Source organism: Pseudomonas sp. SDO5271_S396, from assembly GCF_054071795.1.
Genome location: NZ_JBSVWB010000008.1, coordinates 78018 through 90539 on the forward strand (window position 1 = coordinate 78018; position 12522 = coordinate 90539).

At 62.2% G+C, this 12522-nt stretch carries 14 protein-coding genes; 5 read left to right on the forward strand and 9 right to left on the reverse strand.

Features of this window, described 5'->3' with window-relative positions; all coding sequences use genetic code 11:
- Window positions 1-54 precede the first annotated feature (54 nt).
- The 3 genes from bufB (at window position 55) to cfaB (ending at window position 2952) form a co-directional block, all read left to right on the forward strand.
- Entirely contained in the window at window positions 55-900 is an 846-nt protein-coding gene (gene bufB / locus ACW9IN_RS08815) for an MNIO family bufferin maturase (protein ID WP_457365513.1), read from the forward strand.
- A complete protein-coding gene (locus ACW9IN_RS08820; protein WP_457365514.1) occupies window positions 891-1679 on the forward strand; it encodes an HvfC/BufC family peptide modification chaperone in 789 nt (262 codons plus the stop codon). Before bufB ends, ACW9IN_RS08820 begins: the two co-directional genes overlap by 10 nt.
- Before the next feature lie 88 nt (window positions 1680-1767).
- Window positions 1768-2952: a C17 cyclopropane fatty acid synthase CfaB gene (gene cfaB, locus ACW9IN_RS08825; protein ID WP_457365515.1), complete on the forward strand. Its 1185-nt coding sequence runs from the start codon at window positions 1768-1770 to the stop codon at window positions 2950-2952.
- 71 nt (window positions 2953-3023) lie between these two features.
- On the opposite strand, the gene cls is transcribed toward cfaB, so the two are convergent.
- Window positions 3024-4463 carry a cardiolipin synthase gene (cls, locus tag ACW9IN_RS08830; RefSeq protein ID WP_457365516.1) on the reverse strand — a complete coding sequence of 480 codons (1440 nt, stop codon included), beginning with the start codon at window positions 4461-4463 and terminating at the stop codon, window positions 3024-3026.
- 130 nt (window positions 4464-4593) lie between these two features.
- Between cls and ACW9IN_RS08835 the strand changes: the two genes are divergently transcribed.
- Complete coding sequence (locus ACW9IN_RS08835; protein WP_457365517.1) at window positions 4594-5115, forward strand: DUF3617 domain-containing protein; 522 nt, start codon at window positions 4594-4596, stop codon at window positions 5113-5115.
- Here ACW9IN_RS08835 and ACW9IN_RS08840 read toward each other — a convergent pair.
- From ACW9IN_RS08840 to folE2, 7 genes are read right to left on the reverse strand one after another with little or no spacing between them, the layout of a single operon-like run.
- Window positions 5112-6449, reverse strand: a complete 1338-nt coding sequence (locus ACW9IN_RS08840) for a dihydroorotase (RefSeq protein WP_457365518.1) — start codon at window positions 6447-6449, stop codon at window positions 5112-5114. The genes ACW9IN_RS08835 and ACW9IN_RS08840 overlap by 4 nt on opposite strands.
- 3 nt (window positions 6450-6452) lie before the next feature.
- Window positions 6453-7013, reverse strand: a complete 561-nt coding sequence (locus ACW9IN_RS08845; RefSeq protein ID WP_457365519.1) for a gamma carbonic anhydrase family protein — start codon at window positions 7011-7013, stop codon at window positions 6453-6455.
- Complete coding sequence (gene hisI, locus ACW9IN_RS08850) at window positions 7010-7435, reverse strand: phosphoribosyl-AMP cyclohydrolase (protein ID WP_457365520.1); 426 nt, start codon at window positions 7433-7435, stop codon at window positions 7010-7012. Before hisI ends, ACW9IN_RS08845 begins: the two co-directional genes overlap by 4 nt.
- Window positions 7432-8310 (reverse strand): metal ABC transporter substrate-binding protein, encoded by an 879-nt coding sequence (locus tag ACW9IN_RS08855; RefSeq protein ID WP_457365521.1) that lies wholly within the window; start codon window positions 8308-8310, stop codon window positions 7432-7434. The genes hisI and ACW9IN_RS08855 overlap by 4 nt, the downstream gene beginning before the upstream one ends.
- Window positions 8311-8321: 11 nt before the next feature.
- Window positions 8322-9188, reverse strand: coding sequence for a metal ABC transporter permease (locus tag ACW9IN_RS08860; protein WP_457365522.1), 867 nt, complete (start codon window positions 9186-9188; stop codon window positions 8322-8324).
- Window positions 9188-9856, reverse strand: coding sequence for a metal ABC transporter ATP-binding protein (locus ACW9IN_RS08865; RefSeq protein ID WP_457365523.1), 669 nt, complete (start codon window positions 9854-9856; stop codon window positions 9188-9190). Before ACW9IN_RS08865 ends, ACW9IN_RS08860 begins: the two co-directional genes overlap by 1 nt.
- Complete coding sequence (folE2, locus tag ACW9IN_RS08870) at window positions 9853-10749, reverse strand: GTP cyclohydrolase FolE2 (protein WP_457365524.1); 897 nt, start codon at window positions 10747-10749, stop codon at window positions 9853-9855. Before folE2 ends, ACW9IN_RS08865 begins: the two co-directional genes overlap by 4 nt.
- Before the next feature lie 128 nt (window positions 10750-10877).
- Between folE2 and ACW9IN_RS08875 the strand changes: the two genes are divergently transcribed.
- Window positions 10878-12089: an N-acetylmuramoyl-L-alanine amidase gene (locus ACW9IN_RS08875; RefSeq protein WP_457365525.1), complete on the forward strand. Its 1212-nt coding sequence runs from the start codon at window positions 10878-10880 to the stop codon at window positions 12087-12089.
- Here the strand turns inward: ACW9IN_RS08875 and ACW9IN_RS08880 are convergent.
- Window positions 12086-12454, reverse strand: coding sequence for a glutamine synthetase (locus ACW9IN_RS08880; RefSeq protein WP_457365526.1), 369 nt, complete (start codon window positions 12452-12454; stop codon window positions 12086-12088). The two genes, ACW9IN_RS08875 and ACW9IN_RS08880, sit on opposite strands and share 4 nt — an antisense overlap.
- Window positions 12455-12522 lie beyond the last annotated feature (68 nt).

The following is a 12522-nucleotide window of genomic DNA, read 5'->3' on the forward strand; positions in this document are numbered from 1 at the left end:
CTCCCGCAGCGGCTGCCCCCCCACCGCTGCGGACACTTTGCCCTGGAGTGTCTGATGTCCACTTCCCTTTCGAGCCTGGGTTACGGCCTGGGTTTACGCAGCGAGTACTACCCGCAGATCCTTGAACAATCGCCGGCGGTGGATTGGTTCGAAGTGATCTCCGAGAATTATCTGGTCCCGGGCGGCAAAGCCCTGTACTACCTGGATGCGATTGCCGAGCGCTACCCGCTGGTGATGCATGGCGTGTCCTTGTCCATCGGCGGGCCCCATGCCCTCGATACCGACTACCTCAAGCGAATCCAGCAGCTCGCCGAGCGTATTCAGCCAGCGTGGATTTCCGATCACCTGTGCTGGAGCCGTGGCAGCGCTCACCAATTGCATGACTTGCTGCCCCTGCCTTACACCGAAGAAAGCCTGTACCACGTGGCCGCCCGCGTGCGCCAGGTGCAGGATGTGTTGCAGCGCCCGTTGGTGCTGGAAAACGTCTCCAGCTATGTGCGCGCCAGGGCGGACGAGTTCACCGAATGGGAATTTCTCAACGCCCTGACCCATTTGTCGGGGTGTCAGCTGTTGCTGGACGTCAACAATGTGTATGTCAGCTCCCGCAACCATGGGTTCGACGCCTGGACGTTTATCCGCAACCTGCCGCCGCAGAGCATCCGCCAGCTGCATCTGGCCGGGCATATGGATTACGGCGACTACGTGGTCGATACCCATGACCACCCGGTGTGCGATCCGGTGTGGGCGCTGTATCAACAGACCCTTGAACACGTGGGGCCGGTTTCGACGCTGCTGGAGCGCGATGACCATTTTCCGCCGTTCGAAGAACTGCTCACCGAGTTGGGCAAGGCCCGTGAGCTGGGCGCTTCGGCGTTGGCCAGGAGGTCGTTATGCGCCTGACCGATTGGCAGTTGGCTTTCGAGCAGCATCTGTTAGCCGAGACGTCGGTGGCCAACAGCGGTTTTGCCGCGACGTTAATGGGCGGGCCGACGCTGGACGTGCAGACGGGCCTGGCGATTTACCACAACGCCTACGTGTCGCGGTTGCAGGAGGTGTTGCGCCATGACTTTGGCGCGATCGTGTACTGGCTGGGCGACGATGAGTTCGTGCAGTTGAGCGAAGCCTACGTACGCCGCTACCCTTCGGCCCATTACAGCCTGCGCTGGTTGGGTGAGCGCTTTCCGGCATTTATCGTGGAACACCTGGTGGCGGAACAGAGCGCGCCACTGGCCGAGCTGGCGCGTCTGGAGTGGGCGTTTACCCTGGCGTTCGATGCGCCGGAGGGCGAGCCGCTGACCCTCCCTGCTATGGCGCAACTGGCGCCCGAAGCATGGCCGGGCCTGCAGGTGGCGCTGGCGCCGTCGGTGCAGCAGATGCTGTGCCATTTTAATAGCGTGGCGATCTGGCGTGCCAGCAGGGATGAGTCGGATTTTCCCGGCAGCCATGCTTTGGAATTGGCGCAGATTTGCCTGGTGTGGCGGCACCAGAATGTGTGCCACTACCGCAGCCTGGAGCCCGCCGAGGCCTGCGCGCTGGCAGGGATGGTGACTACCGGTTGGAGTTTTTCAGAACTGTGCGCCGAGTTGGCAGTCACTTATGGAGAGGGTGCCCCCCTGCAAGCCGTCACATGGCTGAAGCAGTGGATCCAGGACGGTTTGCTCGAGCGCCGAGCCCCATAGAAACGAGCTATCAAATCGATAGCGTCCTACTTTGTCTCCGGATGGTCTACCCTCACACCCAGACGTCTGAAACAAGGGGGGACTACTCATGCTCGCGCAACTTCCACCGGCCTTACAGAATCTTCAGCTACCGCTGCGTCTTCGACTCTGGGACGGCCATGAATTCAACTTGGGCCCCGAGCCCAGTGTGACCATCGTGGTGAAGGACCCCACGGTGGTGACCCAACTGACCCATCCCACGCTCGATTCACTGGGCGAAGCCTTTGTCGAGGGCAAAGTGGAGCTGGAAGGCTCCATCTCCGAGGTCATTCGGGTTTGTGACGAATTGAGTCACGCCCTGATCGAAGACGGCGAGGGGAGCCGTCCGGTGCGCTCGATCCACGACAAGGCCACTGACGCAGCGGCTATTTCCTATCATTACGACCTGTCCAACGAGTTCTACCAGCTGTGGCTGGACCAGGACATGGCGTACTCCTGCGGTTATTTCGAGACCGGCAGCGAGTCCATCGACCAGGCCCAACAAGACAAATTTCGCCACCTGTGCCGCAAGCTGCGGCTGCAGCCGGGGGAATATTTGCTCGACGTGGGCTGTGGCTGGGGCGGCCTGGCGCGCTATGCCGCGCGGGAGTTCGGGGTCAAAGTGTTTGGCATCACCCTGAGCAAGGAACAGTTGGTCCTGGCTCGGGAGCGGGTCAAAGCCGAAGGCCTGGAGGACCAGGTCGAGCTGCAACTGCTTGACTACCGTGACCTTCCCCAGGATGGCCGCTTCGACAAAGTGGTCAGCGTGGGTATGTTCGAGCACGTCGGCCACGCCAACCTGGCGGAATATTGCCAGACCCTGTTCGGTGCGGTGCGTGAAGGCGGCCTGGTAATGAACCACGGCATTACCGCCAAGCACACCGACGGCCGCCCGGTCGGTCGTGGCGCCGGGGACTTTATCGAACGCTACGTGTTCCCCAACGGCGAGCTGCCGCACTTGGCGATGATGACCGCCGAGATCAGTGAAGTCGGGCTGGAAGTGGTCGATGTCGAAAGTCTGCGCCTGCATTACGCGCGCACCCTGGATCACTGGAGCGAACGCCTGGAAGACAACTTGGAAGCGGCGGCGAAGATGGTGCCGGAGCAAGCGTTGCGTATCTGGCGGTTGTACCTGGCGGGATGCGCCTATGCGTTTGCGCGGGGCTGGATCAACCTGCATCAGATCCTGGCGACCAAACCTCACGCCGATGGCAGCCATGAACTGCCGTGGACGCGGGAGGATATCTACCGCTGATTTTCCAGACACTGGAGATCAAAACTGTGGGAGCTGGCAAGCCAGCTCCCACATTGTTTTGGTGTTGCCAGCTAGAGGATGGGTGAAATAAGCCGCGCCACCCGCATGCCCAGCTGTTGCAGGCGGTGGGTTTGGCGGCTTTCTTCCTGGCTGACCTCATGGGCCTGGTCGAAGTCGTCCAACAGCATCTGCTCCACTTGGCTGGCGAAGGCTTCATCCACCGTCAGCAGCATCACTTCGAAATTCAGCCGGAACGAGCGGTTGTCCATGTTGGCACTGCCGATGGCGCTGATTTCGCTGTCCACCAACACCACCTTCTGATGCAGAAACCCCGGGGTATAGCGAAACACCCGCACGCCGGCGCGCAGGGCTTCGTTGGCATAAAGGCTCGAAGCGGCGTACACCACGCGGTGGTCGGGGCGCGAGGGCAACAGCAGGCGCACGTCGACGCCGCGCAGCACCGCCAGGCGCAGGGCAGCGAACACCGCTTCATCGGGGATGAAATAAGGGCTGGTGATCCACACCCGTTCAGTCGCCGCGTGGATGGCCTCGACAAAAAACAGCGAGCAGGTTTCATAGGGGTCGGCGGGGCCGCTGGCGAGCAGTTGGCATAGTACGCCGTCCTCGGGATAGGCGTCCGGCAGGATCAGCGGCGGCAGTTCCCGCGCCGCCCAGAACCAGTCTTCGGCAAACGATTCCTGCAGGCACGCCACGACGGGTCCGGTGACGTGCACGTGGGTATCGCGCCACGGCGCCAAAGGCGGTTTTTTGCCCAGGTATTCGTCGCCCACGTTGTGCCCGCCGACAAACCCGGTGAGGCCGTCCACCACCACGATCTTTCGATGGTTGCGGAAGTTGACCTGGAAGCGATTGAGCCAGCCGCTGCGTGTGGCGAACGCATGCACCTGCACGCCGGCATCGCGCAGGGATTGCACATAGCGATGGGGCAGGGCGTGGCTGCCTATGCGGTCATACAGCACGTAAATGGCCACACCTTCGGCGGCCTTTTCCGTCAGCAGGGTGTGCAGTTGGCGGCCGAGTTCGTCGTCATGGATGATGAAAAACTGAAACAGCACGGCAGTCCTGGCGTTGCGAATGGCCTCGAAGATCGCGCTGAAGGTGGCATTGCCGTTGATCAGCAAACGCACTTCATTGTTGGCCAGGCACGGCATGCGCCCCAGTTTGGGCATGGCGCGCAGGGAGGTATAGGCGCTGGAGTTGCGCGCGGCCAGGGCTTCCTCGACCCATGGGCGCCAGTTCAATTCGGTGATGGCGGTGTGCATTTCCTGGTTGGCCTGGCGACGTGCCTGGATGTAGGCATCGAAGGTGCTGCGGCCGAAGATCAGGTAGGGGATGAGCGTCAGGTAAGGCATGAACATCAGCGACAGGGCCCAGGCGATCGAGCCTTGGGCGGTCCTGACGGTCAGCACCGCGTGGATCGCGGCGAGGGTGCCGAAAAAGTGCAGGGTGGCAATGAAATAGGCGAGCAGGTGCGGGCCAAAAAAATCCATGAACGACATGACTCCTGACGGTCCAGTGCCTAACAGACCATGTTCGGTCAGGAATGTCGCTATTTTATTTGCCATGCAACACTGGCGCCTTCGCAGCGTCTAACGCCAACAATCGCCCAGGAGTTACCCGATGAATGCTCGTCTGTTTGGTTTAGCCATGGTTATGGGTGTGTCGCTGCCGATGGCGGCGCAGGCGCAGATGCTGGCGCCGGGCTTGTGGGAGTTGACCACCAGCAACATGAAAGTCGATAACCAGGACCTGCCGGACCTGTCGCTGATCCTCGGTCAGCTCAAGCAACAAATGACCCCCGAACAACGCGCCATGCTGGAAAAGCAGGGCATCACCATGGCCGGTAAAGGCGTGCAGGTGTGTCTCACGCCTGCCCAGGTCGCCTCCGATTCGATCCCGCTCACCGACCCGCAGTCGGGGTGCAAGCAGGAAGTGACCGACAAGACCGGTAACCAGTGGAAATTCCGTTTCAGTTGCCCGAAAGCCCAGGGTACCGGCGTGGCGACGTTCCAGAGCCAGAAAGAATTCACCACCACCGTCAACGGTACCTTCAATGCCACCGGCATTCAGCAGAAGGGCAGCCTGGACAGCCATGCCCAGTGGCTGGGCAACGATTGCGGTACGGTCAAGCCTCGCGCCTAACGCAGAAAGTGCAGGGGCAGGCCCTGACAACTGTCGATCACCTGACCGTTGTGCCAGGCCAGGTGACCGGACACCAACGTGGTACTGACGCTGTGGCGAAAGCTGCGCTCGGCGAAGGGTGTCCAGCCACAGCGCGCCAGGATCGGCTGGCTGCTGACGGGTTTACCCTCGGGCTCAGGTTTGATCAACACCAGGTCGGCCCAATACCCTTCGCGTAGATAACCCCGATCCGGGATGGCGAACAGGTCGGCCACTCGGTGACTGGTCTTCTCTACCAGGGTGGTCAGCGGCAGCACCCCATCCGTCACCAACTCCATCAACGCCGGCAGGGCGTGTTGAACCAGCGGCAAGCCGGACGGCGCTTCGCGGTAGGCCAGCTGTTTTTGTGCCCAGGTGTGGGGCGCATGGTCGCTGCCGATCACGTCCAGCCGATCGCTCAGCAGTGCCTGGCGCAAGGCGTCGCGGTCGGTGCGGGTCTTGATCGCCGGGTTGCATTTGATCTGGTGGCCCAGCCGCACATAGTCGCGGTCGTCAAACAGCAGGTGGTGCAGGCAGACCTCGGCGGTGATGCGTTTTTCGGCCAGGGGCTTGTCTTCGAACAGGGCCAGCTCGCGGGCGCTGGTCAGGTGCAAGACGTGCAGGCGGGTGCCGTGGCGCTTGGCCAGTTCCACCGCCAGGGACGATGAGCGATAGCAGGCTTCGGCATCGCGGATCAGTGGGTGAGCGACGGCGGGGATTTGCTCGCCGAAACGTTCACGCAGGCGCTGTTCGTTGGCCTGGATGCTTGGCGTGTGCTCGCAGTGGGCGAGCAGGATGGTCGGCACTTCAGCGAACAGGCGCTCCAGGATGCGCGGGTCGTCCACCAACATATTGCCGGTGGAGGCGCCCATGAACACTTTGACCCCGGCCACTTCGCGCGGGTCGAGGGCGGCGACGGTGTCGAGGTTGTCATTGCTCACACCGAAGTGAAAGCCGTAGTTGGCCACCGAGTGCAGCGCGGCACGGCGTTTTTTATCGGCCAGGGCGTCCAGGTTCAGCGTGGCCGGGTTGGTGTTGGGCATGTCCATGAAGCTGGTGATGCCGCCGGCCACGGCCGCGCGGGACTCGCTGTAGAAGCTGCCTTTGTCCGGTGCGCCGGGTTCGCGGAAATGCACCTGGTCGTCGATCATGCCCGGCAGCAACCATTGGCCCTGGGCGTCGATGGCGACCGCCGTGTCCACGCCCTCTATGCTGCTGGCGATTTTTTCGATGCGGCCATTGGCGACGAGTACATCGGCGTCGAATATCCGGCCTTCGTTCACCAGGCGGGCGTTGCGGATCAGCAGGCGGCTCATGGTTCAGAACTCGTTTTGCAGGGCTTTGTAACCGCGCACCAGGTCGACATTGGTGCGCGCCACGTCTTCGGAAAACTCCGAGGCGCTGACGCTCACCGGCGGGAACTGCGACAGGTCGGTGTTGGGCCCGATGCGGGTGGTGGAGGGCACGTAGAAGGCAGCAGGCAAGTCGCGGCCATCGACCACCGAGTTGTGGCGCACCACGCAGCCGTTGCCCAGGGCGCAGTTGAACAGCACGCTGTTGAAGCCGATGAACACGCGGTCGCCAACGGTGCAGGGGCCATGGACGATGGAGCGGTGGGCGACGGAGGTGAACTCGCCGATGGTCACTGCCGCGCCGGACTTGGAGTGGATGACCACGCCGTCCTGGATATTGGAGTTGGCGCCGATGATGATCGGGTCCATGCCACCGTTGGCATCGACTTCGTCGGCGCGGATCACGGCGTAGGGGCCGACGAACACGTTTTCGCCGATGACCACTTTGCCGCAGATGATGGCGGTCTTGTCGACGTAGGCCGATTCGGCAATGACTGGCAGGTCGCCGGAGGGGTTTTTGCGGATCATGCTGCGGGTTCCTTCAGGGGCGCGGTAATGATGTGGACCTGGTCGCCGTCGATGGCGTTGTAGAAACAGGTGGCTCGACCGGTATGGCAGGCCGGGCCTTGCTGGTTCACGATCAGCAGCACGGCGTCGCCGTCACAGTCCAGGCGCGCTTCGACCAACTGTTGCCAATGACCGGAGCTTTCGCCCTTGCGCCACAGTTGCTGGCGCGAGCGTGACCAGTAGCAGACCTGGCCGGTGGCAAGGGTTTCGTTGAGGGCCTGGCGGTTCATCCAGGCCAGCATCAACACCTCGCCAGTGCCATGTTGCTGGGCGATCGCGGCAATCAGGCCATCGCTGTTCCACGGCAGGGCGTCGAGTACCTGTTCGAGTGGAAAGCGGCTGCCAAGGGCAGCCCCTTCCAGATCGAGCATGCTCAGGGTCATGGCTTGCTCAGCGCGGCGCACAGGGTGTTGAGGTTGTATTCGAACAGCCCGGTGAAGGTGCTGGCCGGCCCTTCGGCGGCGAGGGCGTCGGAGTACAGCGTGCCGCCGATCTGTGCGCCGCTTTCGTCGGCGATTTGCTTGAGCAGGCGGGCGTCCTTGATGTTTTCCATGAACACGGCTTTGACTTTGTCCTTACGGATCTGGGTGATCAGCGCAGCGACCTCGGCAGCGGACGGTTCACGCTCGGTGGACAGGCCCTGTGGCGCCAGGAATTGAATGCCATAGGCCTGGCCCAGGTAACCGAAGGCATCGTGGGACGTAACGATGCGGCGGTTGCCCGCTGGCAGCGCGCCGAACTTGGTTTTGGCTTCGGCCAGCAGGCGGTAGATTTCCTTCAGGTAGGCCTGGCTGTTGCGCAGGTAATCCGTCTTGTTGGTCGGGTCGGCCGCCACCAGTGCCTTGGTGATGTTATTCACATAGATTTCGGCGTTGGCCAGGTTGTGCCAGGCGTGCGGGTCCGGGATGGTCTCGCCGTCTTCTTCCATGGTGTGGGAGATCACACCTTTGCTGGCCGTGACTACCGTAGCCTTGGTTTCGGTGCTGGTGACCAGACGGTCCAGCCACGGCTCGAAGCCGAGGCCGTTCTTGATGATCAGCTTGGCTTTCAGTAGCGCCTTGGCGTCATCCGGCGTCGGCTCATAGGTATGGGCGTCGGCGTCGGGGCCGACCATGTTGCTGATCTGGATGTGATCGCCACCGATCTGGTGGGTGATGTCACCGAGAATGCTGAAACTGGTGACCACTTGGAGTTTGTCGGCAGCCTGCGCCATCGACAGCGGTAGCAGAAGACTGAACAGCACGAGTAAAGCGCGCATCGTGAAACACCTCATTGGGATGTAAGAGAGGGCGGGCGGCGCAGCAAGCCGTGCACCGGGCCGAAAACCACGGACAGCAGATACCCGGCGCCAGCCACCAGCACGATCGCCGGGCCGCTGGGCAACGAGTAGTAGAACGACAGCAATAAACCCAACCACACCGACAGGCATCCCAGCACCGCCGATACCGCGATCAACACCGGCAGGCGCCGGCTCCAGAAGCGTGAAGCAATGGCCGGCAACATCATCAAACCCACCACCATCAAGGCGCCGATGGCCTGGAAGCCGATCACCAGGTTCAGCACCACCAGGGTCAGGAACAGGCCGTGGGCCAGTGGCCCGAGGCGACTGACGGTTTGCAGGAACAGCGGGTCGAGGGTGTCCAGCAGCAGCGGTCTGTAGATCACGGCCATGGCGATCAGGCTGAACGCCGACACCCAGAGCATGCCGGTGAGGGTGTTTTCATCCACCGCCAGCGCCGAGCCGAAGAGTAGGTGCAGCAGGTCCAGGCGCTTACCGGCGATGCCGAGGATGAGCACGCCGGCAGCCAGGGAAATGGGGTAGATGGCGGCGAGGCTGGCGTCTTCGCGCAGGCCGGTGCGGCGGGTGATCCAGGCCGATAACCCGGCCATGCCGAGGCCGGCGCCGAGGCCGCCGATGGTCAGGGCGGGCAGGCTGATGCCGGCGAACCAGAAACCCAGCGCTGCGCCGGGCAGAATGCCGTGGGCCACGGCGTCGCCGATCAGGCTCATGCGCCGCAAAATCAGGAACACGCCCAGCGGCGCGGTGCTGCACGCGAGCACGAGGCCGCCGATCAATGCGCGGCGCATGAAGACGAAGTCGTGGAACGGCATCCACAGATGGGCAGTGAAATGCATCAGGCTACCGCCATCTGCGGCAGGGGGCGGATCAGTTCTTTGCTGGGCCCGAACATACAGCCGGTATTTTTGATCTGCACCACTTGCTGGGTGTGATGGCGAACGGAGGCGAGGTCATGGCAAACGATGACCACCGTGCGCCCTTGATTATGCCAGGCATGCACGTGTTTCCAGCACAGTGCCTGGCCTTCTTCGTCGAGGGCCGCGTGGGGTTCGTCGAGCAGCAGCACCGGCGCTTCGGCCAGGCTCATGCGCGCGAGCAGGGCGCGTTGCAGTTCGCCGCCGGACAAGGCCATCAACGGGCGGTGCTCCAGGCCGCTGAGGCGCCAGTCTTCCAGTACGGCTTGCAGACGTTCAGTGCGTTGCGGCGGCGTGAGTTGTGTACCCCAGAACCCGGCAGCCACCAGCTCTTGCAGGCTGATGGGAAATTGGCGGTCGAGGTGCTGCTGCTGGGGCAGGAACGACAGGCCGCCCCGACGTGGAACCTCCACGTGGACTTTTCCCGCCAGTGGCTTTTGCAGCCCGGCAATGACTTTGAGCAGGCTGCTCTTGCCCGTGCCATTGGCGCCGATGATGCCGGTGAGGCTGCCTTTTTCCAGGGTGAGGTCAAGGGCGGGCGTCAGCGGTTGGCCCGGGGCGCCCCAACGTAAAGCGGTGCACGTGATCATGCAGAAGGTCTCGTCCAGCGGCTTTCAGCCACGGCATCGTGCGCGTGCAGGCTTTCGGCGTGGATCACTTTCAGGTGGAAGGCTTTGACGGCATCCAGGCGCTTCAAGGCGAGGTTCAGGCGGCGGGCGGCGTCTTCGCAGAACATCAGGTTCTGCCCGTTGGCCAGGGCGAAGGCTTGTTCATCCGCACGTTTCACCGCGGTTTGCACGGCGGTGCCGAGGGCGGCTTCGACCTCATCGATCAATTCAAGGATGGGCAGGTCGGGTTGGTCGCCGTCCAGTTCGATCAGCAACTGTGCGGTGCTGCGCTGGCTGTGGGGCGTGGCGACGATGCCATTGGCGGTGCCGAGCCAGGTCAAAACGTCTTCGTGCTGCAGCGGCGTGTTGGCGAAGTCTTCTAGAAATTGCTGCTGAATCAACTGCCTGGAAAGGGCGGCCGAGCACGGGCACGTTGAGGAATAAGTAACGTCAATTTTTAGTTCCACGTGGAACATCTGATCTTTGAGACGCGCCTCGATGCTTACCGGATAGGCTTTCCAGCCGGCCAGAGGGCTGACCAGGGCGGAGCGTTTGAGCAGCAGATCGGTGTGAATCCGCAGGTAGGCGTTATTAGATAAACCTTCATGACTGTCGAGAAAACGCTGCAGTACATTACGCAGAAGTGCAGGCGTCAGGGGCTGTTGGTCGAGCATCTCCAGCGCCAGGTACAGGCGTGACATATGAATGCCACGGGCGGTGCCGTCGTCCAGGCTTACGCCGGCATCGGCGGTGGCGGTGAGGCGCTGGCCGTCGAGCAGAATGGGCAGGGCGATGCCGCACATGCCCACCCAGTCGAGTGGCAAGGCTTGGCGTGAAGCCTGCGCGGCGATATCCGGCAGAGTCAGCGCATTCATGAGCAGGTCCATCGTTGGAAATAAAAAGACATGTTATATTATAACTATTAAGTCGACGATTATTTTTCTGCTTCTGTCTTTTTTCAGTCATGTCGAGCAGGGACGCTCCTCTATTCGCGGTATATGTCATGCACAGACGTCAGCTTCTCAACCTGCTTCTGGCCAGCCCTTTCTTTACGTTGCCCTTTGCGGCCCATGCCACGCAGATCCGCAATGCACGCCTGTGGCGTTCGGATGACAAACTGCGGCTGGTGTTCGATCTCAGCGGCCCGGTGCAGTACAAGACGTTTACCCTGGCCGCGCCCGAGCGCCTGATCATCGACCTGAGCGGCGCCGGCCTCAGCGGTGATTTCAGCCAGCTGAACCTCGCACACAGCGGAATCACCTCGATTCGCTCCGGGCATTTCGGCAAGGGTGACACGCGCATCGTGCTGGACCTGGCAGCACCGATGCAGCTCAACAGTTTCTTGCTGCCGCCCCAGGAGGGCCAGGGTCACCGCCTGGTACTGGACCTGACCAGCGCCACTCAGGCGCCCCGGCAAATCGCCGCTGAACCCAAGCCGTTGGTGGCGCCGGTGGATAAGGCGCATCCGAAGCGCGACATCATTGTGGTGGTCGACCCCGGGCACGGCGGCAAAGACCCGGGTGCCGTGGGCTCCAAGGGCCAGCGCGAAAAAGATGTGGTGTTGTCAATCGCCCAATTGCTGGCCAAGCGCTTGAAGCGCGAGAAGGGTTTTGACGTGAAGCTGGTGCGCAATGACGACTTCTTCGTACCGCTGCGCAAGCGTGTGGACATCGCCCGTCAGCACAAGGCCGATATGTTCATTTCGGTGCATGCCGACGCCGCGCCACGGCTGACGGCCTCGGGAGCTTCCGTGTTTGCGCTGTCCGAGGGCGGGGCCACCTCGGCCACTGCACGTTTCATGGCGCAGCGTGAAAACGGCGCGGACCTGCTGGGCGCCACCACCTTGCTCAACCTCAAGGACAAGGATCCGATGCTGGCGGGGGTGATTCTCGACATGTCGATGAACGCCACCATCGCCTCCAGCCTGCAATTGGGCAGTTCGGTGCTGGGCAGCCTGCAAAGCATCACCAGCTTGCATCAGAAGCGTGTGGAGCAGGCGGGCTTCGCGGTGCTCAAGTCACCGGATGTGCCGTCAATCCTGGTGGAGACCGGATTTATCTCCAACACTCGGGACGCCCAGCGGTTGGTGACGGCGCGTCATCAGCAGGCTGTAGCGGATGGTCTGTTCGAAGGCCTGAAAAGCTACTTCCAGAAGAATCCGCCGGTCAACAGCTACATGGCGTGGGTGCAGGAACAGAAGAGCGGTCAGGCTTAACAGCCGGTGATACGGCTACAAGTGAACCTGGCGCTGGTGCCACCAGAGCTGGAAAACCGGTTGAGGGTGGTCCAGCCCACACGCCGCGTGTAGCCGACCCACGCTTCGCCATCGGACGCCAGCCCGGTAAAGAACGTCAGTTGCCCATAGCGGCTGCTGGTCTGTGCCCAATAGCGTTTGCCGATCACCTCGAAACCCCGCAGATACGTGGTGTTGCCCACGGTCGCCACGCTGTAGGCATTGCCCAGCGGATCCACACAAGCCAGCAGATTGGCGCTGCGCGTGCAATCAGCCAACAGGCTCGGCGCCTGGGCACTGGCTTGCTCTGCCGCTGCCAGTAACAGGGCACACAACAGATATCTCATAGGACTTCTCGGGGCCGGAAGAGGGTCAAGCATTGCGCCCTTCGTCGTGTGGAGCAAGGGGGGATTGG